We start from the raw sequence: 24241 nt of genomic DNA, 5'->3' as shown, positions 1-24241 counted from the left end.
ATCTTGCCCAGGTTCCGCGCAAGCGGCGCCGAAGGCAACTGACCCGGAGAACCTCACCAATGAAGGTCAAGCCGAGCGTCAAGAAGATCTGCGACAAGTGCAGGGTGATCCGCCGTCACGGTCGGGTCATGGTCATCTGCGAGAACCCGCGCCACAAGCAGCGCCAGGGCTGACGCACGACCTTCCCTCTGCATCTTTCGCAGAGTTTCGCGCGACGCGAGCAATACATGTTCATACGCAGGACCCGGGCGTAGTAGGCGCCCGACACCCCCGGCTCGGAGGCTGGGGACCCACGCCGTACCAAATCTTCGACAGAAGAGGCCGGCGGCTGGGATCCGGTTCTGCGGAAGACCTCCGAAGATCAACTGGAGCCATTGAATGGCACGCGTTTCCGGTGTCGACATCCCGCGCGAAAAGCGCGTGGAGGTCGCCCTCACCTACGTGTTCGGCATTGGTCGGACTCTTTCCCAGCTGACGCTGGCCGAGACCGGTATCGACCCCAACACCCGCGTTCGCGACCTCTCGGAAGAGCAGCTCGTCGCGATTCGTGAGTACGTCGACGCCAACATCAAGACCGAGGGTGACCTCCGTCGCGAGATCCAGGCCGACATTCGCCGCAAGGTGGAGATCGGCTGCTACCAGGGTCTCCGTCACCGTCGCGGTCTGCCCGTACGCGGTCAGCGCACCAGCACGAACGCTCGTACCCGCAAGGGTCCGCGTCGCGCCATCGCCGGCAAGAAGAAGCCGGGCAAGAAGTAGTCCACAGCGGACAACGCTTCACCAGCGGTCTTCGCTGTAGGACCGACCACCTCCCCGTAGGAGTAATAGATGCCCCCCAAGGGTCGTCAGGGCGCTGCCAAGAAGGTGCGCCGCAAGGAAAAGAAGAACGTCGCTCATGGCCACGCGCACATCAAGAGCACGTTCAACAACACGATCGTCTCGATCACGGACCCCTCGGGCAACGTGATCTCCTGGGCCTCCGCCGGCCATGTCGGCTTCAAGGGCTCGCGCAAGTCCACCCCCTTCGCCGCGCAGATGGCCGCCGAGTCGGCTGCCCGTCGCGCGCAGGAGCACGGCATGCGCAAGGTCGACGTCTTCGTGAAGGGCCCGGGCTCCGGTCGCGAGACCGCGATCCGCTCCCTCCAGGCCACTGGCCTTGAGGTCGGCTCCATCCAGGACGTCACCCCCACCCCGCACAACGGCTGCCGTCCGCCGAAGCGCCGCCGCGTCTGACGCACGGCTGGTAGTTCCGGGTTTTCGGGCGGTACGACTCTTCGGAGACGTATCGCCCGTACCCTTGCAGTAACAGCAGGACATCAAATAGTGGGTGTCCATGACTGAAGGACTCACTTCATGCTGATCGCTCAGCGCCCCTCGTTGACCGAAGAGGTCGTCGACGAATTCCGCTCCCGGTTCGTGATCGAGCCGCTGGAGCCGGGCTTCGGCTACACCCTCGGCAACTCCCTGCGCCGTACGCTCCTCTCCTCGATCCCCGGTGCGGCTGTCACCAGCATCCGGATCGACGGCGTTCTGCACGAGTTCACCACCGTGCCGGGCGTCAAGGAGGACGTCACCGACCTGATCCTCAACATCAAGCAGCTGGTCGTCTCCTCGGAGCACGACGAGCCGGTCGTGATGTACCTGCGCAAGCAGGGTCCGGGTCTGGTCACCGCCGCCGACATCGCGCCCCCGGCCGGTGTCGAGGTGCACAACCCCGACCTCGTCCTCGCCACGCTCAACGGCAAGGGCAAGCTGGAGATGGAGCTCACGGTCGAGCGTGGCCGCGGTTACGTCTCCGCCGTGCAGAACAAGCAGGTGGGCCAGGAGATCGGCCGGATTCCGGTCGACTCCATCTACAGCCCGGTGCTGAAGGTCACGTACAAGGTCGAGGCCACGCGTGTCGAGCAGCGGACCGACTTCGACAAGCTCATCGTCGACGTCGAGACGAAGCAGGCCATGCGTCCCCGCGACGCCATGGCGTCCGCCGGCAAGACCCTGGTGGAGCTGTTCGGTCTCGCCCGCGAGCTGAACATCGACGCCGAGGGCATCGACATGGGCCCGTCCCCGACGGACGCCGCCCTCGCCGCTGATCTCGCCCTGCCGATCGAGGAGCTTGAGCTCACCGTTCGGTCGTACAACTGCCTCAAGCGCGAGGGCATCCACTCCGTGGGTGAGCTCGTGGCTCGTTCCGAGGCCGACCTCCTGGACATCCGCAACTTCGGTGCGAAGTCCATCGACGAGGTCAAGGCGAAGCTGGCCGGCATGGGCCTGGCCCTGAAGGACAGCCCGCCCGGATTCGACCCGACCGCTGCCGCGGATGCCTTCGGCGCGGACGATGACGTGGACGCCGGGTTCGTCGAGACCGAGCAGTACTAGGCGCTCCGCGAGGACGCCGGATTTTTGGCTGCGGACCGGCTGTGGCTGGTCACGCAGTTCCCCGCGCCCCTTATGGGGTGCGGGGTCTCCGACGGGCAATCGCCCGCTCGGACACTGACCTCGGTACCTGATACGGCCGGGGCAGACACTGAGGAGAACGACCATGCCGAAGCCCACCAAGGGTGCCCGTCTGGGCGGCAGTGCCGCGCACGAGAAGCTGCTCATCGCGAACCTCGCGAAGGCGCTCTTCGAGCACGGCCGTATCACCACCACCGAGGCGAAGGCCCGCAAGCTGCGGCCGTACGCCGAGCGTCTGATCACCAAGGGCAAGAAGGGCGACCTTCACAACCGCCGTCAGGTGCTTCAGGTGATCACGGACAAGAGCGTCGTCCACACGCTCTTCACCGAGATCGGCCCGCGCTACGAGAACCGTCCCGGTGGCTACACCCGTATCACCAAGATCGGTAACCGTCGTGGCGACAACGCGCCCATGGCTGTCATCGAGCTGGTCGAGGCGCTGACCGTCGCGCAGGCTGCGACGGGTGAGGCCGAGGCCGCGACCAAGCGTGCCGCGAAGGACACCGAGGCTGCGGCTCCGGTTGAGGTCGTCGAGGACGCGAAGCCGGCTGAGGTTGAGGCCGACGAAGAGGCCAAGGACGCGTAACACCGTTCTTGGCTGCCGGTCCGTCGTGGCTGGTCGCGCAGTTCCCCGCGCCTCTGGAAGCAGGGCGTGTGGCGGGTCCGCTCCTTTCTGGGGGCGGGCCCGCTTTTGTGTAGGTGAAAGGATCTCGGTGTGAGTGATGAAGTAGCGGCCGGGTTTGTACGCGTACGACTCGACCTCTCCTACGACGGGACCGAGTTCTCCGGGTGGGCCAAGCAGGCCGGGGGGCGGCGGACCGTGCAGGGGGAGGTCGAGGACGCTCTGCGGACCGTGACGCGGTCGGGGGCGGTGGCGTACGACCTGACCGTGGCGGGGCGGACCGATGCCGGGGTGCATGCTCGGGGGCAGGTGGCGCATGTCGATCTGCCGGGGGAGCTGTGGGCGGAGCACCGCGAGAAGCTGCTGAAGCGGCTTGCGGGGCGGTTGCCGAAGGATGTGCGGGTGTGGGGCGTTGCGGAGGCTCCCGAGGGCTTCAACGCGCGGTTCGCGGCCCTGTGGCGGCGTTATGTGTACCGGGTGGGGGACCGGCCGGGGGGCGTGGACCCGTTGCTGCGGAATCATGTGCTGTGGCACGACTGGGAGTTGGACGTCGATGTGATGGACGCCGCCGCCAAGTCCCTTGTGGGGGAACACGACTTCGCCGCTTATGCGAAGAAGCGCGAGGGCGCGTCGACCGTTCGGGAGATCCTCGACTTCGGGGTGCGGCGGCGCGCTGATGGTGTCGTCGAGATCGAGGTGCGTGCCGACGCCTTCTGCCATAACCAAGTGCGGTCCATGGTGGGCGCGTTGGTGTTCGTCGGCGATGGGCACCGGGGCGCCGAGTGGCCGCGGAAGGTGCTGGACGCGCGGGTGCGGGACAGTGCCGTGCATGTCGTACGGCCGCACGGGCTGACGCTGGAAGAGGTCGCGTATCCGGCGGACGGGCTGTTGGCGGAGCGGCAGTTGCTGGCCCGGCGGGTGCGGGGGACTGTGCACTGAGGGCCGGCCGGGTGGGCGCGCTGGGCGCCAACTCCCGGTGGCGCCCAGCTTGTTACTGCGCCGCCGCGGAAGCCTGGGCCTCGCCGCGGGCGTGGATCTGGTCGAAGGCGAACTTGGCGAGGTCGTCGCCGATCGAGAAGACCTTGGTGTCCTTCGCCGTCACGTCCGTGCCGTTGGTGAAACCGGCGACGGTGAAGTAGGCGTAGCGGCCGTAGGCGTTGGTCGTCGTGCGGCAGATCGCGCCGTCGCAGAAGGGCTTGACGCCCTTGCCGGACAGTGACCTGACGGCGCTCTTGGTGTCCGCCTGGCCCTTGGCCTTCGTCGCCTGGGCCTCGGTGTCGAAGATGGCCACGCCGACCGTGACCGCGACGTTGTCCTTGATGTAGGAGACCCGCATGAGGCGGGTGCAGCCGTTCGCGGTGAGGACCTTGGGGAGGGTGCCCGAGGCGACCGTGGCGCAGTTCGCGGTGTCGGCCGTCGGGCCCTTCTTGTACACCGTCGAGGCGACCGTCAGCTGGGTGCCCGGGAAGAGGGTCGCGGGGCTGAGTGGTGCCGTGTCCTTCGCCTTGCTGGAGATGAACTCCTTGGGGTCCAGCGGCGGGGGCGCGCTGGTCGGCGCGAAGGACGGCGAGGTGGCGTCGGCGCTGGGCACGGAGGCGCTCGCGGGCAGGTTCGTGGGCTTGCCCGACGCGCTCGTGTCGTCGTTCGCCGACATGACGGCCATCGCCACGGCTGTCCCGACGGCCACCGTCGCGAGCGCGCCGCCGCCTATCAGGAGCACTCTCCTGCGCTTGTTGCGCGTCTCCGCCTGGTCGGCGAGCGCGGCCCAGTCAGGCGTGTCGTCGTCGACGCTGCCGCCCCACGGCTGCTGCGAATTGGGTTTCCAGGGATCCCACTGGGACTGGGGTCCCCCCTGTCCGAAGCTCATGGGTCGCATCCTAGACGGGGTGACGGCGGTACCGGTGCGCCTCAATGAGGCCTGTGGCGACTGACGTTGGTGATGTCACGGTAAGTATTTCCGCCGTTGCTTTGCGCATCTGTTCTGGCCGCGTTCCGTGCCTGTTCCGGTGGCGCCGACCGCGTTTTGACCCGTCCGGGGCCGCGCGGGTACTCTTACGGTTTGTTATGCGTATCGGCTTGGTCGCTCTCAGGCGAGAGGCCCTTACGTAGGTTCCCTGGAGCAGTTTCCAGTGGGCGGCATACGGGCATCGTCCCCGGCCATTGTCGTCCCCAACTGCACGATCGCTTCAGTGATGCCATGTGTCAGCACCCATCCACTGAAGAAGAAGGCTGCGAAGTGCGTACGTACAGCCCCAAGCCCGGCGATGTGACTCGCCAGTGGCACGTCATCGACGCCCAGGACATCGTCCTCGGCCGTCTGGCTACCACTGCTGCGAACCTCCTCCGTGGCAAGCACAAGCCGACCTATGCCCCGCACATGGACATGGGTGACTTCGTCATCATCATCAACGCCGACAAGGTTCACCTGTCCGGCAACAAGAAGACCCAGAAGCTGGCGTACCGCCACTCCGGTTACCCGGGTGGTCTGCGCTCCGTCCGTTACGACGAGCTGCTGGCGAAGAACCCCGAGAAGGCCGTCGAGAAGGCCATCAAGGGCATGATCCCCAAGAACACCCTGGGCCGTCAGATGATCAGCAAGCTGAAGGTCTACTCGGGCGACCAGCACCCGCACGCTGCCCAGCAGCCGGTGCCGTTCGAGATCACCCAGGTCGCGCAGTAGTTCCGGCCACACACCCCCTAAGACAGAAAAGAATCTGAGGAGAACCGTGGCCGAGACCACCGTTGAGCAGCCGGTCGAAGAGACTGAGACCGAGCTCGTCGACATCGAGAGCTACACCACCGAGTCCGACGTCCCCGTCGAGGGTGAGTACACGTCGGAGTCGCTCGCCGGCCGCTTCGGCGACCCGCAGCCGGCCGCCGGCCTGGGCCGTCGCAAGAACGCCATCGCGCGCGTTCGCATCGTGCCCGGCACCGGCAAGTGGAAGGTCAACGGGCGCACGCTTGAGGACTACTTCCCGAACAAGGTCCACCAGCAGGAAGTCAACGAGCCCTTCAAGGTGCTCGAACTCGACGGCCGCTACGACGTCATCGCCCGCATCTCGGGTGGCGGCGTCTCCGGTCAGGCCGGTGCCCTGCGCCTCGGCGTGGCCCGCGCGCTGAACGAGGCCGACGTGGACAACAACCGCGCCGCGCTCAAGAAGGCCGGTTACCTCCGTCGCGACGACCGTGCGGTCGAGCGCAAGAAGGCCGGTCTCAAGAAGGCCCGCAAGGCCCCGCAGTACAGCAAGCGCTAAATCGCGCCTGCTGTCTGTACTCCGAACGCCCCGTCGGCACGCCACTTGTGCCGTCGGGGCGTTCGTTTATCACAGCCGGGGGCGTATAACGGCACAAGACGCTCAAAGGCTTGTGTGATCGGATGAACAGGCATCGTATGCCTGGAATGCAGGACTTTCGCCTTCCTCAGGAGGACAAGTGGGACGACTCTTCGGCACGGACGGCGTGCGCGGTGTCGCCAACGTGGATCTGACGGCCGAGATGGCCCTCGGGCTCTCCGTCGCGGCGGCGCATGTACTCGCCGAGGCGGGCACCTTCGCGGGCCACCGGGCTACGGCCGTGGTCGGGCGGGACCCGCGCGCGTCCGGGGAGTTCCTGGAGGCCGCCGTGGTCGCGGGCCTGGCCAGCTCGGGAGTGGACGTACTGCTCGTCGGTGTGCTGCCCACCCCCGCGGTGGCGTATCTCACCGGTGTGCTGGGCGCCGACCTCGGTGTGATGCTCTCCGCGAGCCACAACGCGATGCCGGACAACGGTGTGAAGTTCCTCGCGCGCGGCGGGCACAAGCTCGACGACGAGCTGGAGGACCGGATCGAGAAGATCTACGACGAGCACCGCACCGGCGCCCCCTGGGACCGCCCGACCGGCTCGGGCGTCGGCCGCGTCCGGCACTACAACGAGGGCTTCGACCAGTACGTCGCCCACCTCATGGGCGTGCTCCCGAACCGGCTCGACGGGCTGAAGATCGTCCTCGACGAGGCGCACGGTGCCGCCGCGCGGGTCTCCCCGGAGGCGTTCTCGCGGGCCGGCGCCGAGGTCATCACGATCGGCACGGATCCCAACGGGCTGAACATCAACGACGGTTGCGGCTCGACCCACCTGGGTCTGCTCAAGGCCGCCGTCGTCGAGCACGGCGCCGACTTCGGCATCGCGCACGACGGTGACGCCGACCGCTGCCTGGCCGTGGACCACACCGGTGAAGAGGTCGACGGGGACCAGATCATGGCCGTGATCGCGCTGGCGATGCGGGAGCGTTCCGCACTGCGCTCCGACACCGTCGTCGCGACCGTCATGTCGAACCTCGGCTTCAAACTGGCCATGGAGCGCGAGGGCCTGAAGCTCGTCCAGACCGCGGTCGGCGACCGCTACGTCCTGGAGGAGATGAAGGAGCACGGCTACGCGCTGGGCGGCGAGCAGTCCGGCCACGTCATCATCCTGGACCACGCGACCACGGGCGACGGCACGCTGACCGGCCTGATGCTGGCGGCTCGCGTCGCCGACACGGGCCGCACGCTCAAGGACCTCGCGTCCGTGATGACGCGGCTGCCGCAGGTGCTCATCAATGTGCCGGACGTGGACCGCACACGGGTCGGCACGTCCGCCGACCTGGCCGCCGCGGTCACCGAGGCGGAGCGTGAACTCGGCTCCACGGGGCGCGTGTTGCTGCGTCCGTCGGGTACCGAGCCGCTGGTACGCGTGATGGTCGAGGCCGCTGACATCGACCAGGCCCGGTCGGTGGCGGGGCGGTTGGCCGACGCGGTGAAGTCGGCGCTGGGGTAGGTGGCTTGGGCGGGTGCCGTCGGGGTGGCGTGCGGTTCAGTGGGTTGAGCTGGTGCCGTGAAGGCGGCGTTCGGTCGGGTGAGCTGGGTCGGTGCCGTGCCCGGTCGGTGGCGGGGCGGTTGGCCGATGCGGTGAAGTCGGCGCTGGGGTAGGTGGCTTGGGCGGGTGCGGTCGGGGTGGCGTCCGGTTCAGTGGGTTGAGCCGGTGCCGTTGAGGCGGCGTTCTGTCGGGTGAGCTGAGTTGTGTCGGTGCCGTGGGATCGGTGCTTGGCCGGGTGAGCCGGGCGGGTGTCGTCGAGGCGGCGATCGGTTGGGTGGGCTGAGCCGAGTCGATGTTGTGGAGTCGGTGCTCGGCTGGGTGAGTTGTGTCGGTGCCGTGGGATCGGTGCTCGGTCGGGTGAGGTGAGCGGACGTCGTCAAGTCGCCGTCCGGCTGGGCGGGTGCCGTGAAGCCGGTGTCCGGTTCGGTGAGTTGAGCGGGTGCTGCCGTGAAGTCGGCGCCTGGTCAGGTGAGTTGTGTGGTGCGCTCGCGTTGGGTGGTCCAGAACCACTTCTGGGTCAGCAGGGTGAGCGTGCCGGCCAGGACGATGCCGCCGAGGTTGGCGAGGAGTTGCCAGGTGGAGCCCCAGGTCTGGGAGTAGTCGCGGTAGCTGAAGGCGACGGCGGCGTTCGCGGCGGCCGGGACGGTTGTCACCGAGATGGCCACGCCGATCAGGGCGCCGGACTTGGCGGAGGTCAGGGACAGGGTGCCCGCGATGCCGGCCAGGAAGGCCACGACGAAGGACATCCAGTCGGGCTTCCAGATGAAGGCGGTGTTGGGCCGCGCGGCCTCCACCATGGACTTCTCGAAGAGCCCGAGGGTGTCCAGCAGCCAACTGAAGCCCACCGTAAGGACCATGGCCGCGGCGAATCCCGCGAGCAGCGCCCACAGCGACCGCCACACCAACTGCGGAGCCTTCCGCACCAGCGCCGTCGAGATCCCCGCGAGCGGCCCGAACTCCGGTCCTACGGCCATCGCGCCCACGATCAGGATCGCGTTGTCCAGCATCACACCGCAGGCCGCGAGCATGGTGGCGACGGTCAGGAACGCGACGTAGGTGACCGTGAGGGTGGACTCCTCGTGCGTCGCGTCGGCGAGGTGCTCCCACAGCACGGCGTCGGCACCTTCGCCGGGTGCGTCGTCCTGGGCCCGGTCGGCCCGCTCCGACAGGGACAGGTCGATGTTGTCGACGGCGATCGAGCCGGTCCGGTCCAGCTCCAACTCCCTTAGTGCGCCGATGAGTTCGTCACCGGCCTCGCGGGCGACATCGCACATGACGACGTCGCCGACGGGGTTGCGGGCGGCGCCGGTCATGACGATGAGGTGTGCGGTGCCGACGGTCGTCTCGATGAGCCGGACCACGTCGTCGGTCCTGTCGGCGGGGGTGATGAGGCGCAGGTGCAGCATGACGCCTTTTTAACAGGCCGCGGGTGTGGGTCTGCGGGGCTACAGCTTGCGCAGGCTGAGCCGTTGGACCTTGTGGTCGGTGCCCTTGCGGATGACGAGGGTGGCGCGGCCCCGGGTGGGGGCGATGTTCTCCACCAGGTTGGGCTTGTTGATGGTGCGCCAGAGGGTGCGGGCGTAGTCGACGGCCTCCTCCTCGGAGACCTGGGTGTACTTGCGGAAGTACGAGTCCGGGTTCTGGAACGCGGTGGCGCGCAGCTTGCGGAACCGGTTCAGGTACCAGCGCTCGATGTCCTCGGCGCTCGCGTCGACGTACACACTGAAGTCGAAGTAGTCGGCGAGCCCGACGCGGGTCCGGCCGTCCTTGCCCGGGAGCGCGGGCTGGAGCACGTTGAGCCCCTCGACGATGAGGATGTCGGGGCGGCGGACGGTGAGCCGCTGGTCGGGGACGATGTCGTAGATGAGGTGGGAGTAGACGGGCGCGGTGACCTCGTCCTTGCCGGCCTTGATGTCGGCGACGAAGCGGGTGAGCGCGCGGCGGTCGTACGACTCGGGGAACCCCTTCCGCGACATCAGCCCGCGTGCCTCCAGCTCCCGCGTGGGCAGCAGGAACCCGTCGGTGGTGACCAGCTCGACGCGGGGGTGCTCGGGCCAGCGCGAGAGCAGCGCCTGGAGAAGCCGCGCGACGGTCGACTTCCCTACGGCCACCGACCCCGCGACGCCTATGACGAACGGGGTGCCGGACTGGGAGCCCTGCTCGCCCAGGAAGGTGTTCAGCGCGTTTCTCAGGCCGTCCGTGGCGCCGACGTAGAGGTTGAGGAGTCTGGACAGCGGGAGGTAGATGTCACGCACCTCGTCGAGGTCGATGACATCGCCCAGGCCGCGCAGCTTCTCGACCTCCTCGGCGGTGAGCGGCAGCGGCGTCTTGTCGCGCAGCGCGCTCCACTCGGCTCGGGTGAGGTCGACGTAGGGAGTCGCCTCCGGCTTGTGCCGGTGGGCGCTCCGGGGCATCGGGGAGACCGGAGAGATCACAGTCCATTGTTAACGGAGTTTGAACGGGGTGGTGGGTGGGGTGCGTCACGTGGGGTGTCCGGACGCTCTATCAGGCCCTTCGGCCGGTGGCCGTAATTTCCGAAATCGGGCACGGAGTGCCGTGTTCGGACGGGGGTCGGCGCCTAGGCTGCGGCGCATGTGCGGAATCGTGGGATACGTGGGGTCGCAGTCGGCGCTCGATGTGGTGATGGCCGGGCTGAAGCGGCTGGAGTACCGGGGGTACGACTCGTCGGGGGTCGCCGTGCTCGCGGACGGGGGGCTGGCGGCGGCCAAGAAGGCGGGGAAGCTCGTCAATCTGGAGAAGGAACTGGTCGATCAGCCGCTGCCGGCGGGGTCGACGGGCATCGGGCACACACGCTGGGCCACGCACGGCGGGCCGACGGACGCGAACGCCCACCCGCATCTCGACAACGCGGGGCGGGTCGCGGTCGTCCACAACGGCATCATCGAGAACTTCGCCTGTCTGCGGGCCGAGTTGGCGGAGCGCGGGCACGATCTCGCCTCCGACACGGACACCGAGGTGGTCGCGCATCTGCTGGCCGAGGAGTTCTCGGGGTGCGCGGATCTGGCGGAGGCGATGCGGCTGGTGTGCCGGCGGCTGGAGGGCGCGTTCACGCTGGTCGCCGTGCACGCGGACGAGCCGGATGTGGTGGTGGGCGCGCGGCGGAACTCGCCGCTCGTGGTCGGGGTGGGGGAAGGGGAGGCCTTTCTCGCCTCCGACGTCGCCGCGTTCATCGCCCACACGCGCTCCGCGATCGAGCTGGGGCAGGACCAGGTCGTCGAGCTGCGCCGGGACGGGGTGACCGTCACCGGGTTCGACGGGGCTCCGGCCGAGGTGCGTTCGTACCACGTCGACTGGGACGCGTCCGCAGCGGAGAAGGGCGGCTACGACTACTTCATGCTCAAGGAGATCGCCGAGCAGCCGAAGGCGGTCGCCGACACGTTGTTGGGCCGGATCGACGCGGCGGGCCTGCTCACGCTGGACGAAGTCCGCATCCCCGTGCATGAGTTGAGGGAGATCGACAAGGTCGTCATCGTCGCGTGCGGTACGGCCTTCCACGCCGGGCTGATCGCCAAGTACGCCATCGAGCACTGGACGCGGATTCCGTGCGAGGTGGAGCTGGCGAGCGAGTTCCGGTACCGGGATCCGATCCTCGGCGCGCGGTCCCTGGTCATCGCCATCTCCCAGTCCGGCGAGACGATGGACACGCTGATGGCTCTACGGCACGCGAGGGAGCAGGGCTCGAAGGTGCTGGCCATCTGCAACACCAACGGGTCGACGATTCCCCGTGAGTCGGACGCGGTGCTGTACACGCATGCCGGGCCCGAGGTCGCCGTGGCGTCGACGAAGGCGTTTCTGACGCAGTTGGTGGCGTGTTATCTGGTCGCGCTGTATCTCGGTCAGGTGCGGGGCACGAAGTGGGGGGACGAGATTCAGGCCGTCATCCGGGATCTGTCGCAGATCTCCGGTGAGGTCGAGCGGGTGCTGGAAACGATGGAGCCTGTACGGGAGTTGGCGCGGTCGGTGGCGTCGAAGAACACCGTGCTGTTCCTGGGCCGGCATGTCGGTTATCCCGTTGCTCTCGAAGGCGCCCTGAAGCTCAAGGAGTTGGCGTACATGCACGCCGAGGGCTTCGCGGCGGGGGAGTTGAAGCACGGGCCCATCGCTCTGATCGAGGAGGGGATGCCGGTCGTTGTCGTGGTTCCGTCGCCGCGTGGGCGGTCGGTTATCCACGACAAGATCGTGTCCAACATCCAGGAGATCAGGGCGCGGGGCGCGATGACCATCGTGATCGCGGAGGAGGGGGACGAGACGGTCGTCCCGTACGCCGACCACCTGATCCGGATCCCGGCGACACCGACGTTGCTCCAACCGCTCGTCGCGACCGTGCCGTTGCAGGTGTTCGCCTGTGAGCTGGCCACGGCTCGGGGAAACGAGGTCGATCAGCCTCGGAACCTGGCGAAGTCGGTGACCGTGGAGTAGGACTCGCTCCTCAGGGCTTCCCTGAGAGGGGTGAAGGCTCCGGCCGGGAACGTGAGGGTGGCCCTGGCCGGGGTCTTTGAGTCGCGGATGCGAGGGCATCGGCAGGGCTTACAGCCGGGCACCCAACATCCCTGGCAGTAAGCGACATTGACGTTGTGTCAGGCCGCCCACGAAGACCGCCGCGTCGGCGTTCGTCCGCTCGCGGCGTGTCGCCGCCTCGCGAACCCTGCCGTAGGTCAGGAGAGTTCGCGAGGAATGGGGCAACGTCATCTTCTTGGCGCCGCCGGAGAAGGAGCCGACGATCACCACGTCGGCCCCTCGATCTCAACTGCCGGGGCCGGAACCCGGTGTTGGGCCGTCCCCGCGTGATGAGTGGGCCGCCGGTCGCGGCTTCGGGACCGACGCATGGCCTTCAGGCTGGTTGCGGTTCGCTGAAAGCGTGCTGAGGGCGTCGTGAAACCGGGTGCGTGCAGGCTCTGTGTCAGAAGGAAGCCGATGCGGAACCGACGAACACAGGAGCACATCATCATGGGCATCAACCTCACCGACCAGGACAAGCTCACCCTCCGTACCGCCGCGTACGGCGCCATCACGCTCATGGCCGCCGCCGGTGCCACCACCGGCTCGCCGCACCGGATCGCCACCCAGGGCAGCCTCGCCCTGGCCTCGGCGACCGGGCCGGTCGGGTACGTGCTCGCCGAGAACTCGAAGATCCCGAACCTGAACGGGAAGTCCGTCGCCGAGATCGCCGATCAGGTGCTGCCGGCGCTCACCACCGCCATGAGCCTGCTCAAGAAGCAGGACCCGGCCGAGGCCGACAACTTCCGCGGTACCGTTCTCGTCGCCCTCGAAGCGGCCGTCCGGCCCAAGAAGGGCGAGCCCGGCCCCGTCATGCTGGAGATGGTCCGCAAGATCACCGGGGCCCTCGACGCCGCGTGAACCGGCCGGATCGGACCGGATCAGGCCGGGCCGGTCATCGCCGCCGGCGCGCGCGATGCACCAGGTACAGCCTCCGGAAGAGCATGAACGGTGGGACCTCAAGGAGGGCGACGGCGAACGCGCCACCCAAGTCCCCGTCGGGCCCGATGAAGTCGCGGACGATCGTGATTCCGCCGATCAGGACCCACGCGGCCGCCACCGCGGCGAGCAGCCAGCCGCCGACGGTCCGGAGCCACGTCGGGACCCACGTCGCCGGTCCGGGGCCCCTGGACGGCCGGGGCCCCGGCGTCCCCTGCCGCGGTCGCGGGATGTGGTGCGGAGCGCGGGCCGGCAGTCGTACCACCGCCGTCGCCGGGACCGCCGCGTCGATCGTCGCGATCCGGTCCGGGGTCACGTCGAGGTACAGCGTCGGTTCCACGGTGACCACGAAGCCGTCGGGGCCCGTGAGGCCGCGGGCTCCGTCGGGGCGGGTGGTCATCGCCACGCAGGTGTCGTAGGGGACCGTCACCGCGCCGCGCGGGGTCGTGACGCTCACGCCCTCCTCGCCGATGACCAGCGTGACGTTCTCGTTCTCCAGGGACTGGTGGCGGCTCCCCGTGACCGTGGTCCCGGAGTACTGCGGGGCCAGGGTCAGGCCCGCCCAGTCGACGCCCCGGTGGCCCGGGACCTGGAGCAGGGCGGACGCCCACACCTCGCGGGCCACCTCGCGCAGGTCCGCGACCGCGACCGCCTCCAGCTCGGCCCGGTGCTCGGCGGGGGAGAGGACGCGATGGCCGAGGAGGAGGTTCAGGGCGTACCCGGGGAGGGAGGCGGCGGCGAAGTCCGGGGCGTCGTACATCTTGAGCTTCTTGCCGCGGACGGAGTCCAGTTCGGACTGCGCGATGGTGCCGTTGCGGAGGCGCGCGAGGGTGTCGACGAAGCCGCCGACCACCGCGTCCTGCTTCGTCGGCAGCGCGTCGGCGTACGCGGTGAGCGTGGCGAAGTCGGCGTCGCGCGGGGTGTAGTCGGCCTGCGCCGAGTAGGAGTAACCGCCCTCCTGGCGCAGGTCCTGGAAGAGCGCCCGGCCGAGCACGTCCGCGAAGACCGCGCCCGCCGTCGACCGTCGTACGACCGAGGTCAGGACCACCTGGCCGTCCTCGCCGCAGATGTACGCGGGGGTCGTCGGGAGGGTGCTCGTCGCCGCGGGGGGCGGGAAACGGGTGCCCGACGGCAGGGTGAGGTCCAGGCCCTCCGGGACGGACTCGCTCGTGATCCACAACACCGCGTTCTCACGGGTGAAACGGGTCCGCGCCCACTCGCCGACCTGGTCGGGCGTCACGCCCCAGGTTCCCAACTCGCTGTAGCTGGACAGTCCGTAGCCCTGAGCGCCGTAACGCCACAGCGGGAGCTGGGAGTTGGCGCCGTTCGCGCGGCCCGCGGCCTCCGTGCGCAGGATCTCCCGCTCGGTGTCCAGCCGGGCCAGCGGCAGTTCGCGCAGGGCCGCGCAGACACTGTTGAGGTGCGCTACGACCTCGTCCTCGTCGCCGGTCGCGTGGAAGAGGGTGTACGCGTTCGCCGTCGCGCCGTTGTAGTGCAGGTCGGTCAACTGGAGCCGGTGCAGGGCCAGATGCTCGACGAGATGGGTGAGCCCGGACGTCGCCAGCGTCTCGTCGGCGCGGCCCACCCGGAAGAAGAGGCCGGCCGTGACCTCGCCGCCCTGGCGCGGGGCGTACAGCGTGGGAATGCCCTGGGTGGTCGTGCAGCCGATCAGGCCGGCGAGGGCCTCCGGCGCGAACTCGGTGGTCTTCATCGTCGGCTCCCCCTAGAGCGTCGCGAGCGCGGACTTGCGGTACTTCACGAACGCGGCCTGCCAGCCGGGCAGGTACTGCCACTGGTACTCGTTCACCCGGTCTTCGAGGGAGACGAAGTGCGCGGCCGCGTCCTCGGCATGGCCGCCGATCGAGAAGGCCAGGGCGAACGCGCTGTCCGCCGCGATCCAGTTCCACCCGGGGGCGTAGTCCGGGTGCAGCACGGACTCCCGCGCGGCGGACCGCAGTTCGTTGCGGACGGAGACACTCCGCAGGTATGTGCGCTGCTCGACGCCGTCCAGGTCCGCCCAGTGCTCGATGTGCGCCTCGGCGACCAGCGCCCCGGCGTGCGAACCGGCGGGGGCCGCGGCCACGCACTCCTGCGCGAAGGAGTGTGCCGCCTCCCACGAACCGCTCCACTTGGGGCACACCTGCTGGAGCAGCTGGGACTGCGCGCGGAAGTGGTGGGGGTGGTGGGCGGAGAGGCGGTCGTAGCGGCGGCGGGCCTCGGCGTGTCCGAGTTCCAGGCCGCGGGCGGTGAGCAGCCGGGCGGTCCAGGCGGCGGCGTTGCCGGGCTGCTCGGCGCACACGTCGATCAGCAGGCGCTCGGCCCGCCCCAGCCAGTCGTGGAACTGGGCGAACTGGTCGCGCGACACGCGCTCCGCGCGGGCGCGGCTGCGGATGGCCCAGCCGATGCGGATGTAGCGCTCGGCGAGGAGGGTGCGGGGGAGGGGGTCGGCGGGGTGGTCGGCCGCCGCCTGCTCCAGGTAGGTCTCCACGCCGTCCAGGCCCGCGAGTTGGCCTGCCGCGAAGGACATCTTTTCCACGGAGTTCTCCACCGGGTTCTCGACCGGGTTCTCGGTCGAGTCGAGGGTGGTGAAGAAGGCCTGCGTCGCCTGCCAGTCGCCTGCCTGGGCCGCGTCCCGCAGCGGGGTGAGGTCGGGCAGCGTGGTGAACGGGTCCGTGACCGGTTCCGACAGGGCTACGGGTCTTTCGTCGTCGTCCGTCGTCGTGCTGGTGGTGGTCATGCTCCGCCCCCTGGCGAATCCTGAACCCACGGCGCGGCTACTGGCCCCCCAGGGCGCGCGAACGTGAGTGGTGTCATGCGTGTGATGTGAGTTGCCGCAGGTTAGCAGCCGTATGTGACAAGGGGGACGGGGGTGTACGCGGTCGTAGGGTGCTCGGCATGAGCATCATCGGGGTTGGTATCGATGTGGCCGAGATCGACCGGTTCGCGGCGTCGCTGGCGCGTACGCCGGGCATGGCTCGGCGGCTGTTCCTGGACAGCGAGTTGTCGTTGCCGAGCGGGGAGCGGCGGGGGGTGGCGTCTCTCGCCGCGCGGTTCGCGGCGAAGGAGGCGGTGGCGAAGGCGTTGGGGGCGCCGGCCGGGCTGCACTGGACGGACGCCGAGGTGTACGTCGAGGAGAGCGGGCGGCCTCGGTTGCGGGTTACCGGGACTGTCGCGGCTCGGGCGGCCGAGTTGGGGGTGCGCTCCTGGCATGTTTCGTTGAGCCATGACGCGGGGGTGGCCTCGGCGGTGGTCATTGCGGAGGGGTGACGGGCGGGTGGGGGCTGTACGGCCCCGGCTTCACCTTCGGCCTTTTTTGATTCCCACCCGCACCGCCCGTGCGGCTTTCGTCGTCTGTTGCGGGTGGCCCCTGTGGGGGTAGATCGCCGTTGGCGGGTGCGGCTTTTTTTGGGGGGCGGGTCTCGGGGGTGACGCCCGGGTGCGGGTGCCCCTGTCGGGGCCGATCGCCGTCGGCGGCTGCGGCTTTGGGGCTTGCGGGGCAGACTCGAACGTATGCGTACTGCGTACAGCGTGGAGACGGTAAGGGCCGCCGAGCGACGGCTGATGGCGCGGGTTCCGGAGGGTGCGCTCATGCAGCGGGCCGCCGCCGGACTGGCCGTTGTCTGTGCTCAGTTGTTGGGGCGGGTCTACGGCAGCCGGGTCGTGCTGCTGGTGGGTAGCGGGGACAACGGGGGTGATGCCCTGTACGCGGGGGCTCGGCTCGCGCGGCGGGGGGCCGGGGTGGTGGCTGTGCTGCTTGCGGCTGAGCGGGCCCATGCCGGGGGGCTTGAGGCGTTGGTGCGGGCCGGTGGGCGGAGCGTCGCGCCCGGTGATGCCGAGGGGCTGCTTCTCCGTGCCGACCTTGTCCTCGACGGGATCGTCGGGATCGGCGGCAAGGGTGGGCTGCGGCCCGATGCCGCGCGCTTGGCCGGGCTTGCCTCGGAGGCACGGGGGATTGTCGTCGCCGTTGATCTGCCCAGCGGGGTCGACGCGGACAGCGGGGAGGTGCGGGGGGCTGCCGTGCGGGCCGATGTCACCGTCACCTTCGGGGCGCACAAGCCTGGGTTGTTGATCGATCCTGCGCGGGACTACGCCGGGGCCGTGCGGCTTGTTGACATCGGGCTGGGGGGTGAGCTGCCCGACGGGCCTGCCCTGGAGGCCCTCCAACACGCGGACGTGGCGCGGCTGTTGCCCGTGCCGGGGGCAGAGAGCGACAAGTACCGGCGGGGAGTTGTGGGGATCGCCGCCGGGTCCGGGCGGTATCCGGGGGCCGCTGTGCTGGCTGTCGCCGGGGCCTTGCGGGGTGGGGCGGGGGCCGTGCGGTATGTCGGGCCGGCTTCTGACGCGGTGATCGCCCGGTTCCCCGAGGTGTTGGTGTCGGAGGGCGGTCCGCTCAAGGCCGGGCGGGTGCAGGCCTGGGTCGTGGGGCCCGGGGGTGGTGATGACGCCTCGACCGTGGCTGATGTGGTGACCGCCGATGTGCCTGTGCTCATTGACGCGGACGGGTTGCGGTTGGTCGATGCGGGTGCCGTGCGGGGGCGGCGGGCGCCGACGTTGATGACTCCTCACGCGGGGGAGGCGGCTGCGTTGCTCGGGGTTCCTCGGGGGGACGTTGAGGGGGCTCGGTTGGAATCCGTGCGGGAGTTGGCCGGGCGGTACGGGGCGACCGTGTTGTTGAAGGGGTCGACCACGCTTGTCGCGGACTCGGGGGGTGGGGCTGTGCGGGTCAATGCGACGGGAACGGGGTGGCTGGCTACGGCGGGCAGTGGGGACGTGTTGTCGGGGCTCTGCGGGTCGTTGTTGGCGGCGGGGTTGTCGGCGTTCGACGCGGGGAGTGTGGGGGCGTATCTGCATGGGCTGGCGGGGAGGTTGGCCGCGGATGGGGCGCCTGTGGGGGCGCATGATGTGGCTGAGGCGGTTCGGCTTGCCTGGCGGGATGTGCGGGGCTGACTCTTCTCGCCCCCGTCGGCCTGAACGGCCTCGTCCTCAAACGCCGGACGGGCTGGATATGACTGGCCTGTGCTGAAAGCGCCGTACCCCCGCCGCACGCATCCGCGCTCGTCAATAAGGGTGACCCCTCCGCGCGGCACCCACTTCCGGTCGTACCGTCGCGTTTCTCTGATCACATGATCAGTACACGAATCGCGCACAGAAGTATCGCGGTGCTGCTCACCGCGGTGATCGCTCTCCCCGTCGGGGCCGGTAGTGCCTGGGCGGACGGGCCGGTGCCGCCGGCGGCGGGGCCGGGGGAGAGCGAGTTGGTGCCGGGGGTGCCGCCGGGGCCGTATCAGCCGTGGCAGATCGATACGCCGGATCAGGCGCTTCCGCCGGCGGTGTACACGCCCACCGCCGAAGAAGACCGGGTCGAGCCGCGCGACGCCGCCGTGGGGACCTACGCGCTCGTCGAGTACGTGCCGATCGCGGACGCCGTCGCCAAGGTGAGCTGCAGCAAGCAGACCGGACCGTATCAGCGGGGCGTCGAACGGTGGCTGAAACTCACGGTGGACGGGAAGCAGTCGGGCCGCGACTGCACGGCCATTCGTGCCTTTCAGAAGAAGCAGGGCATCAAGCCCGCTATCGGGTTCGCCGGGCCTGTCACCTGGGCTCGTATGCAGCAGATCGGTGCCAAGAGGAATCCGAACGCCGCCCGGAAATGCCCCGTCCGCTCGTACCGCGTCGCCTGTGTCGATCTCGACCGGCAGCTCACCTGGGTGCAGAAGGGGAAGAAGGTCGTCTTCGGGCCCGTGCCCATGCGCAGTGGGCGGACCGGGCACGTGACCCGGGGCGGGTGGCACAAGATCTACTGGAAGCACAAGAACCACTGGTCGACGCTCTACAACAGCCCTATGCCGTATGCCCAGTTCTTCGACGGCGGCATCGCCTTCCACGCCGTCTACGGCAGCATCTACACCACCGTCGGCTCCTGGGGCTGCGTCAATCTGCGGCTGGCCGACGCCCGCAAGCTCTGGGGTGTCCTCAAGAAGGGCGACCGTGTGTATGTGTGGGGGCACCGGCCCGGGAACTAGCGAACAAGGAGGGCTCAGAGGGGGTGTCGGTCCCCTCTGAGACACTGGGGGTGCCATGAATGAGACAGCGACACAGCCCACCGCACCGTTGCGCGCCCGCGCCGAGATCGATCTGGGCGCCCTGCGGGCCAATGTGCGGACCCTGCGCGCCCTCGCGCCGGGCGCGGCCCTCATGGCCGTGGTGAAGTCCGACGCCTACGGCCATGGGGCGGTGCCCTGTGCGCGTGCCGCCGTGGAGGGCGGGGCCACCTGGCTCGGTACTGCCACGCCCGAGGAAGCGCTTGACCTGCGGGCGCGCGCCGGGCTGCCCGACGGCGTGCGGATCATGTGCTGGCTGTGGACCCCGGGCGGGCCCTGGCGGGAGGCCATCGAGGCCGACCTCGATGTGTCCTTGAGCGGGATGTGGGCCTTGGAGGAGGTCGTCGCGGCCGCTCGTGCTGTCGGGCTTCCCGCGCGCGTGCAGCTCAAGGCCGATACCGGGCTGGGTCGTAATGGGTGCCAGCCCGGTGAAGATTGGGCCGAGCTGGTCGGCGCTGCTCTCCGCGCGGAGGCCGACGGGCTTCTCCGTATTACCGGGCTCTGGTCCCACCTCGCCTGCGCCGACGAACCGGGGCATCCCTCCATCGATGCCCAACTCGCCCTCTTCCGCGAGATGGTGGCGTACGCGGAGGAGCGTGGGGTGCGGGCTGAGGTGCGGCACATCGCCAACTCGCCCGCCACGCTCACCCGTTCCGACTCGCACTTCGATCTCGTCCGCACCGGCATCGCCGTCTACGGCATCTCGCCCAGCCCTGAGGTGGGGTCCTCGGCCGACTTCGGGCTGCGGCCGGTGATGTCCCTGAAGGCGTCCGTCGCGCTGGTGAAGCAGGTGCCGGGCGGGCACGGGGTCAGTTACGGGCATCACTACGTCACCCCGGGCGTGACCACCCTCGGACTCATCCCCGTCGGGTACGCGGACGGCATCCCGCGGCACGCCTCCGGTACCGGGCCGGTGCTCGTCGGCGGGAAGTGGCGGACCGTCGCGGGACGGGTCGCCATGGACCAGTTCGTCGTGGACCTGGGTGGGGAAGAGCTGGAGGCCGGGGCGGAGGCGATTCTGTTCGGGGCCGGTGACCGTGGTGAGCCCACCGCCGAGGACTGGGCGCAGGCCGCCGGAACCATCGCGTACGAGATCGTGACCCGCATCGGAACACGCGTTCCCCGCGTCTACGTCAATGAGGTCGCCGGTGAGGGCGGTTCCGGGGGCGGCCCCGAGGTCGTCTCCGAGGTCGTCCCCGGGTATGAGGGAGACGACGTAGCGCAGGGTCTTGACGTGAAGAGGAGCGGCACGTGAGCGAGAGCAGTGCGGAGGCGGTTGCCGCGGTCGCCTCCGCCGCCGCGGGGGCGGGCGGGAACTGGCGGAAGGTCACCGGTATCGCGGGCGCCGCGATAGGGGTGATCGCCGCCGGGGCCGCGGCCGGTGTCGCCATAGAGCGGATGACCGTCGGGCGTGGGATGCGCGAGCGGGCCCGGCTGGCGCTCGACTCCACCGGACCGTACGGTTCGCTGCGCGGCACCCCCGGCACGGCACAGGCCGACGACGGCACCGAGCTGTACTACGAGGTCGACGACATCGAGCCGGAGGTCGCCGTCACGCCCAAGCGGCGACGGCTCTTCGGGCGGAAGGCCCCGGCCCCCGTCACGGTCGTCTTCAGCCACGGGTACTGCCTCAACCAGGACTCCTGGCACTTCCAGCGGGCCGCCCTGCGCGGGGTCGTGCGGACCGTGCACTGGGACCAGCGCAGCCATGGGCGTTCCGCGCGCGGGGTGGCGCAGCTGGAAGACGACATGCCGCTCACCATCGACCAGTTGGGGCGCGACCTGAAGGCCGTGATCGACGCGGCCGTGCCCGAGGGGCCGATCGTGCTCGTCGGGCACTCCATGGGCGGCATGACGGTGATGGCGCTCGCCGACCAGTACCCCGACCTGATCCGCGACCGGGTCGTCGCCACGGCCTTCGTCGGTACGTCCTCCGGGCGGCTCGGCGAGGTCAACTTCGGGCTGCCCGTCGCGGGGGTCAACGCGGTACGGCGGGTGCTGCCCGAGGTACTGAAGGCGCTCGGACAGCAGGCCGCGCTGGTGGAGCGGGGGCGACGGGCCACCGCCGATCTGTTCGCCGGGATCATCAAGCGGTACTCGTTCGCTTCGCGGGACGTCGATCCGGCGGTCGCGCGGTTCGCCGAGCGGATGATCGAGGGCACGCCCATCGATGTCGTGGCGGAGTTCTATCCGGCCTTCACCGACCACGACAAGACGGCCGCCCTGACCCACTTCAAGGACATGCCGGTGCTCGTGCTGGCCGGGATCGGCGATCTCGTCACGCCCAGTGAGCACAGCGAGGCCATCGCCGACCTGCTGCCGGACGCCGAGCTGGTGCTCGTGCCGGACGCCGGGCACCTGGTGATGCTGGAGCACCCCGAAGTGGTGACGGACCGCCTCGCCGACCTGCTCACCCGCGCGGGTGCCGTGCCGGCAGGGGCTACCGTAAGTGGCTATGGAAGCACCAGCAGCACCGCACAACGCGGCTGAGCCCCTGTCCGTCTCCCTCACCGTCAACTCCCCCGAGCAGATGCGGGAGTTGGGGCGCCGCCTCGCCGAATTGCTGCGCGCGGGCGACCTCGTGATGCTCACGGGTGAGCTGGGCGCCGGCAAGACGACACTCACCCGGGGGCTGGGGGAGGGGCTCGGGGTCCGCGGCGCGGTCACCTCGCCGACCTTCGTGATCGCCCGGGTGCATCCGTCGCTGGGGGACGGGCCGCCGCTTGTGCACGTCGACGCGTATCGCCTGGGCGGCGGGCTCGACGACATGGAGGACCTCGACCTCGATGTGTCGCTGCCCGAGTCCGTGATCGTCGTGGAGTGGGGCGAGGGGAAGGTCGAGGAGTTGACCGACGACCGGCTGTCGCTCGTCATCCACCGAGCCGTCGGGGATACGACCGACGAGGTACGGCACGTCACTGTCACCGGGCTCGGTGCGCGGTGGGCCGCGGTGGAACTGGGCGTGCTCGGCGGCTGACCGGGGGTGCGAGGGGTGTGGGTTCCGACAAGGTGTCGGCAAGATGTTGCGTTCCGGGTCTCGCGCGTGGTCACATGGTATCCAGTTCGTAGTTAGGTCTACCTAACTACGTCTGCCCCCGGCTCCCAGGAGGCGTCCATGTCGGCTGCAGAGAACCAGTGCGAGCAGGCGCGGCGGTATGCGTTCGCCGGGGTGTCCATGCGGGAGCTGTTGGCGGCGGGGGATGCGGCGCTGGCCGTTTCGACGCCTCCTCGCGCGCCGGAGCCGGTGGAGGTGCCGGGCGAGCAGCGTCAGCGTAAAGCGGCGTAGTCGTTCGTCTGCGGGCGCGTCGTGGCTGGTCGCGCAGTTCCCCGCGCCCCTGGTGGGTTGCGCTGCCCCCAGTTGAATTGCTCAGCGGATTACGACGATGCTCTGGCCGATCGTCGCGAACTCCCACATTGCCGCGCCGTCCTCGGGCGACTCGCGGATGCCGCCCGACTTGTTCGTGGGGTCGGGGGCGTCCGTCGCGCCGCTGACCGCCGCGCTGAAGCCGATGGCGACGTTGTCCGCGTTGGTGAAACGGACGACGTGCTGGATGGGGATCCCGTCGGTGCCGGTGATGGCGTTCGAGCGGGAGGTGACCGGATAGGTGCCCGTGGGCGGGTCCACCGTGCCGGGGGTGACCTTGAACGTGCGGTTGACCTTGTTGTTCTCGGCGACCAGCCACACCCGGTCGTCGTCCACCGAGTACACGACCCGCTCGCCCTTGCCGGAGGCGGCGGGCAGCGCGGCGGGGTTCTTCTTGTCGCGCGGGGCCTTCGAGGTGGCCACCGCCACGGGTGAGGCGCTCGCACGGGCCTTGTCCGCCAGTCCGGGCGGGACGGTCGCCGATGCCTGATAGGCGAGGAAACCGACCGTGGCGACGGCCGCCACGGTGAGCCCGGCCACGATTCCCGAGCTGCTGCCGGCCATCAGCGCCCACCTCCGCGTCTCATACGTCTACGTCCTGTGACGGTGCCTCGTACAGCCCCGTACGGTCCCTTACGTCCCGTAAGTCCGGTGACCCCAGGTGACCGTAGCAGCCGGGGCCGGGCCGACCGGGGCGGCCGTGCTCGCGGCGCCGGAGCCGTAGGCTGTTTGCGTGCTCTTGCTCGCTCTGGATACCGCCACCCCAGCCGTCACCGTCGCCCTGCACGACGGCGAGGCCGTCATCGCCTCGTCGAGTCAGGTGGACGCGCGCCGCCACGGTGAACTGCTGCTCCCGGCCGTCGACCACGTGCTCGCCGACGCGGGGCTCACGCTCGACGCCGTCACGGGAATCGTCGTGGGCATCGGCCCCGGCCCCTACACCGGGCTGCGCGTCGGCCTCATGACCGCCGACACCTTCGGACTCGCGCTCGGCGTGCCCGTGCACGGTGTGTGCACCCTGGACGGCCTCGCCTACGCCGCCGACCTCGACGGCCCCTTCGTCGTCGCCACGGACGCGCGGCGCAAGGAGGTCTACTGGGCGCGCTACGCCGACTCCCGCACCCGCCTCACCGACCCGGCCGTGGACCGGCCCGCCGACATCGCGGAGCGGGTGGCCGGACTGCCCGCCGTCGGCGCCGGCGCGCTGCTCTACCCGGACACCTTCCCGTCCGCCCACGAGCCGGAGCACGTCTCCGCCGCCGCGCTCGCCGCGTTGGCCGTCGAGAGACTCGCGGCGGGCGTCGAACTGCCCGCGCCCCGGCCGCTGTACCTGCGCCGTCCCGACGCCCAGGTGCCCAAGAACTACAAGGTGGTCACCCCCAAGTGACCGAATCCCTGAGTCCTCGGCTGCGC

26 protein-coding genes and 1 pseudogene are annotated in these 24241 nt (G+C 69.6%); 19 read left to right on the top strand and 8 right to left on the bottom strand.

What is annotated here, in order from left to right:
• Positions 1 to 59: 59 nt before the first annotated feature.
• The 6 genes from rpmJ (at position 60) to truA (ending at position 4015) form a co-directional block, all read left to right on the top strand.
• Complete coding sequence (rpmJ, locus tag OG226_RS21330) at positions 60 to 173, top strand: 50S ribosomal protein L36 (protein ID WP_003998809.1); 114 nt, start codon at positions 60 to 62, stop codon at positions 171 to 173.
• 205 nt (positions 174 to 378) lie between these two features.
• Positions 379 to 759: a 30S ribosomal protein S13 gene (rpsM, locus tag OG226_RS21325; RefSeq protein ID WP_019055531.1), complete on the top strand. Its 381-nt coding sequence runs from the start codon at positions 379 to 381 to the stop codon at positions 757 to 759.
• A 69-nt stretch (positions 760 to 828) separates the two neighbouring features.
• Positions 829 to 1233 (top strand): 30S ribosomal protein S11, encoded by a 405-nt coding sequence (gene rpsK / locus OG226_RS21320; RefSeq protein WP_003956432.1) that lies wholly within the window; start codon positions 829 to 831, stop codon positions 1231 to 1233.
• 120 nt (positions 1234 to 1353) lie between these two features.
• Complete coding sequence (locus tag OG226_RS21315; protein ID WP_019055532.1) at positions 1354 to 2376, top strand: DNA-directed RNA polymerase subunit alpha; 1023 nt, start codon at positions 1354 to 1356, stop codon at positions 2374 to 2376.
• A 163-nt stretch (positions 2377 to 2539) separates the two neighbouring features.
• Positions 2540 to 3040 carry a 50S ribosomal protein L17 gene (gene rplQ / locus OG226_RS21310; protein WP_328680091.1) on the top strand — a complete coding sequence of 167 codons (501 nt, stop codon included), beginning with the start codon at positions 2540 to 2542 and terminating at the stop codon, positions 3038 to 3040.
• 129 nt (positions 3041 to 3169) lie between these two features.
• On the top strand, positions 3170 to 4015 hold the full coding sequence (truA, locus tag OG226_RS21305) for a tRNA pseudouridine(38-40) synthase TruA (RefSeq protein ID WP_328680089.1): 846 nt from the start codon (positions 3170 to 3172) through the stop codon (positions 4013 to 4015).
• A 52-nt stretch (positions 4016 to 4067) separates the two neighbouring features.
• Here truA and OG226_RS21300 read toward each other — a convergent pair whose 3' ends face one another.
• A complete protein-coding gene (locus tag OG226_RS21300) occupies positions 4068 to 4943 on the bottom strand; it encodes a hypothetical protein (protein ID WP_329349734.1) in 876 nt (291 codons plus the stop codon).
• 369 nt (positions 4944 to 5312) lie between these two features.
• On the opposite strand from OG226_RS21300, the gene rplM reads away from it, so the two are divergent.
• From rplM to glmM, 3 genes are all read left to right on the top strand, one after another.
• Complete coding sequence (rplM, locus tag OG226_RS21295; RefSeq protein WP_013001400.1) at positions 5313 to 5756, top strand: 50S ribosomal protein L13; 444 nt, start codon at positions 5313 to 5315, stop codon at positions 5754 to 5756.
• Positions 5757 to 5802: 46 nt separating this feature from the next.
• The gene (gene rpsI / locus OG226_RS21290) at positions 5803 to 6330 is read left to right on the top strand and encodes a 30S ribosomal protein S9 (RefSeq protein ID WP_019055538.1); all 528 of its coding nucleotides are present in this window, start codon (positions 5803 to 5805) and stop codon (positions 6328 to 6330) included.
• 178 nt (positions 6331 to 6508) lie between these two features.
• Positions 6509 to 7867, top strand: a complete 1359-nt coding sequence (gene glmM, locus OG226_RS21285) for a phosphoglucosamine mutase (RefSeq protein ID WP_328680081.1) — start codon at positions 6509 to 6511, stop codon at positions 7865 to 7867.
• 503 nt (positions 7868 to 8370) lie between these two features.
• On the opposite strand, the gene OG226_RS21280 is transcribed toward glmM, so the two are convergent.
• Together OG226_RS21280 and coaA are read right to left on the bottom strand one after the other, a co-directional pair.
• The gene (locus OG226_RS21280) at positions 8371 to 9312 is read right to left on the bottom strand and encodes a DUF389 domain-containing protein (protein WP_328680080.1); all 942 of its coding nucleotides are present in this window, start codon (positions 9310 to 9312) and stop codon (positions 8371 to 8373) included.
• A 39-nt stretch (positions 9313 to 9351) separates the two neighbouring features.
• Positions 9352 to 10320: a type I pantothenate kinase gene (coaA, locus tag OG226_RS21275; protein ID WP_328680078.1), complete on the bottom strand. Its 969-nt coding sequence runs from the start codon at positions 10318 to 10320 to the stop codon at positions 9352 to 9354.
• Between the two features lie 178 nt (positions 10321 to 10498).
• On the opposite strand from coaA, the gene glmS reads away from it, so the two are divergent.
• Entirely contained in the window at positions 10499 to 12346 is a 1848-nt protein-coding gene (gene glmS, locus OG226_RS21270) for a glutamine--fructose-6-phosphate transaminase (isomerizing) (RefSeq protein WP_328680076.1), read from the top strand.
• Here the strand turns inward: glmS and OG226_RS51575 are convergent.
• Positions 12307 to 12435: pseudogene (locus OG226_RS51575) on the bottom strand (DUF397 domain-containing protein); the annotation flags it as partial. The gene glmS and the pseudogene OG226_RS51575 overlap by 40 nt on opposite strands.
• A 19-nt stretch (positions 12436 to 12454) precedes the next feature.
• A complete protein-coding gene (locus OG226_RS21265; RefSeq protein ID WP_329349733.1) occupies positions 12455 to 12655 on the bottom strand; it encodes a hypothetical protein in 201 nt (66 codons plus the stop codon).
• Between the two features lie 186 nt (positions 12656 to 12841).
• On the opposite strand from OG226_RS21265, the gene OG226_RS21260 reads away from it, so the two are divergent.
• Positions 12842 to 13285, top strand: a complete 444-nt coding sequence (locus tag OG226_RS21260; RefSeq protein WP_328680074.1) for a hypothetical protein — start codon at positions 12842 to 12844, stop codon at positions 13283 to 13285.
• A gap of 34 nt (positions 13286 to 13319) precedes the next feature.
• Here OG226_RS21260 and OG226_RS21255 read toward each other — a convergent pair whose 3' ends face one another.
• Together OG226_RS21255 and OG226_RS21250 are read right to left on the bottom strand one after the other, a co-directional pair.
• The gene (locus OG226_RS21255) at positions 13320 to 15074 is read right to left on the bottom strand and encodes a M16 family metallopeptidase (protein ID WP_329349732.1); all 1755 of its coding nucleotides are present in this window, start codon (positions 15072 to 15074) and stop codon (positions 13320 to 13322) included.
• A 12-nt stretch (positions 15075 to 15086) separates the two neighbouring features.
• Positions 15087 to 16100: a hypothetical protein gene (locus tag OG226_RS21250; protein ID WP_329349731.1), complete on the bottom strand. Its 1014-nt coding sequence runs from the start codon at positions 16098 to 16100 to the stop codon at positions 15087 to 15089.
• Positions 16101 to 16258: 158 nt separating this feature from the next.
• Here OG226_RS21250 and OG226_RS21245 point away from each other — a divergent pair, with 158 nt between their 5' ends.
• The 7 genes from OG226_RS21245 to OG226_RS21215 all read left to right on the top strand — a co-directional run bounded on the left by OG226_RS21245 (position 16259) and on the right by OG226_RS21215 (position 22750).
• Positions 16259 to 16630, top strand: coding sequence for a holo-ACP synthase (locus tag OG226_RS21245; RefSeq protein ID WP_328680067.1), 372 nt, complete (start codon positions 16259 to 16261; stop codon positions 16628 to 16630).
• A 243-nt stretch (positions 16631 to 16873) separates the two neighbouring features.
• The gene (locus OG226_RS21240) at positions 16874 to 18310 is read left to right on the top strand and encodes an NAD(P)H-hydrate dehydratase (RefSeq protein WP_329349730.1); all 1437 of its coding nucleotides are present in this window, start codon (positions 16874 to 16876) and stop codon (positions 18308 to 18310) included.
• Positions 18311 to 18486: 176 nt separating this feature from the next.
• The gene (locus tag OG226_RS21235; protein WP_328680063.1) at positions 18487 to 19386 is read left to right on the top strand and encodes a L,D-transpeptidase family protein; all 900 of its coding nucleotides are present in this window, start codon (positions 18487 to 18489) and stop codon (positions 19384 to 19386) included.
• A gap of 55 nt (positions 19387 to 19441) precedes the next feature.
• Entirely contained in the window at positions 19442 to 20719 is a 1278-nt protein-coding gene (alr, locus tag OG226_RS21230) for an alanine racemase (RefSeq protein ID WP_329349729.1), read from the top strand.
• On the top strand, positions 20716 to 21954 hold the full coding sequence (locus OG226_RS21225; protein WP_329349728.1) for an alpha/beta fold hydrolase: 1239 nt from the start codon (positions 20716 to 20718) through the stop codon (positions 21952 to 21954). The genes alr and OG226_RS21225 overlap by 4 nt, the downstream gene beginning before the upstream one ends.
• Positions 21920 to 22441: a tRNA (adenosine(37)-N6)-threonylcarbamoyltransferase complex ATPase subunit type 1 TsaE gene (gene tsaE / locus OG226_RS21220; RefSeq protein WP_328680058.1), complete on the top strand. Its 522-nt coding sequence runs from the start codon at positions 21920 to 21922 to the stop codon at positions 22439 to 22441. Before OG226_RS21225 ends, tsaE begins: the two co-directional genes overlap by 35 nt.
• A 138-nt stretch (positions 22442 to 22579) precedes the next feature.
• On the top strand, positions 22580 to 22750 hold the full coding sequence (locus OG226_RS21215; RefSeq protein WP_328680057.1) for a hypothetical protein: 171 nt from the start codon (positions 22580 to 22582) through the stop codon (positions 22748 to 22750).
• Positions 22751 to 22831: 81 nt separating this feature from the next.
• Here OG226_RS21215 and OG226_RS21210 read toward each other — a convergent pair whose 3' ends face one another.
• Positions 22832 to 23392: a L,D-transpeptidase gene (locus tag OG226_RS21210; RefSeq protein WP_329349727.1), complete on the bottom strand. Its 561-nt coding sequence runs from the start codon at positions 23390 to 23392 to the stop codon at positions 22832 to 22834.
• A 169-nt stretch (positions 23393 to 23561) separates the two neighbouring features.
• On the opposite strand from OG226_RS21210, the gene tsaB reads away from it, so the two are divergent.
• Positions 23562 to 24215, top strand: a complete 654-nt coding sequence (gene tsaB, locus OG226_RS21205; protein WP_328680055.1) for a tRNA (adenosine(37)-N6)-threonylcarbamoyltransferase complex dimerization subunit type 1 TsaB — start codon at positions 23562 to 23564, stop codon at positions 24213 to 24215.
• Positions 24216 to 24241 lie beyond the last annotated feature (26 nt).

It is taken from the genome of Streptomyces sp. NBC_01261 (genome assembly GCF_036226385.1).
Lineage (GTDB): Bacteria > Actinomycetota > Actinomycetes > Streptomycetales > Streptomycetaceae > Streptomyces.
This window is presented reverse-complemented; position numbering and strand designations above follow the sequence as displayed.

Bases quoted from the DNA above. Each gene is read 5' to 3' on its own strand.
- rpmJ (WP_003998809.1), top strand. From the start codon at position 60: ATGAAGGTCAAGCCGAGCGTCAAGAAGATCTGCGACAAGTGCAGGGTG.
- rpsM (WP_019055531.1), top strand. From the start codon at position 379: ATGGCACGCGTTTCCGGTGTCGACATCCCGCGCGAAAAGCGCGTGGAG.
- rpsK (WP_003956432.1), top strand. From the start codon at position 829: ATGCCCCCCAAGGGTCGTCAGGGCGCTGCCAAGAAGGTGCGCCGCAAG.
- OG226_RS21315 (WP_019055532.1), top strand. From the start codon at position 1,354: ATGCTGATCGCTCAGCGCCCCTCGTTGACCGAAGAGGTCGTCGACGAA.
- rplQ (WP_328680091.1), top strand. From the start codon at position 2,540: ATGCCGAAGCCCACCAAGGGTGCCCGTCTGGGCGGCAGTGCCGCGCAC.
- OG226_RS21300 (WP_329349734.1), bottom strand. From the start codon at position 4,943: ATGAGCTTCGGACAGGGGGGACCCCAGTCCCAGTGGGATCCCTGGAAA.
- OG226_RS21280 (WP_328680080.1), bottom strand. From the start codon at position 9,312: ATGCTGCACCTGCGCCTCATCACCCCCGCCGACAGGACCGACGACGTG.
- coaA (WP_328680078.1), bottom strand. From the start codon at position 10,320: ATGCCCCGGAGCGCCCACCGGCACAAGCCGGAGGCGACTCCCTACGTC.
- glmS (WP_328680076.1), top strand. From the start codon at position 10,499: ATGTGCGGAATCGTGGGATACGTGGGGTCGCAGTCGGCGCTCGATGTG.
- OG226_RS21260 (WP_328680074.1), top strand. From the start codon at position 12,842: ATGCGGAACCGACGAACACAGGAGCACATCATCATGGGCATCAACCTC.
- OG226_RS21255 (WP_329349732.1), bottom strand. From the start codon at position 15,074: ATGAAGACCACCGAGTTCGCGCCGGAGGCCCTCGCCGGCCTGATCGGC.
- OG226_RS21250 (WP_329349731.1), bottom strand. From the start codon at position 16,100: ATGACCACCACCAGCACGACGACGGACGACGACGAAAGACCCGTAGCC.
- OG226_RS21245 (WP_328680067.1), top strand. From the start codon at position 16,259: ATGAGCATCATCGGGGTTGGTATCGATGTGGCCGAGATCGACCGGTTC.
- OG226_RS21240 (WP_329349730.1), top strand. From the start codon at position 16,874: ATGCGTACTGCGTACAGCGTGGAGACGGTAAGGGCCGCCGAGCGACGG.
- OG226_RS21235 (WP_328680063.1), top strand. From the start codon at position 18,487: ATGATCAGTACACGAATCGCGCACAGAAGTATCGCGGTGCTGCTCACC.
- alr (WP_329349729.1), top strand. From the start codon at position 19,442: ATGAATGAGACAGCGACACAGCCCACCGCACCGTTGCGCGCCCGCGCC.
- tsaE (WP_328680058.1), top strand. From the start codon at position 21,920: ATGGAAGCACCAGCAGCACCGCACAACGCGGCTGAGCCCCTGTCCGTC.
- OG226_RS21215 (WP_328680057.1), top strand. From the start codon at position 22,580: ATGTCGGCTGCAGAGAACCAGTGCGAGCAGGCGCGGCGGTATGCGTTC.
- OG226_RS21210 (WP_329349727.1), bottom strand. From the start codon at position 23,392: ATGGCCGGCAGCAGCTCGGGAATCGTGGCCGGGCTCACCGTGGCGGCC.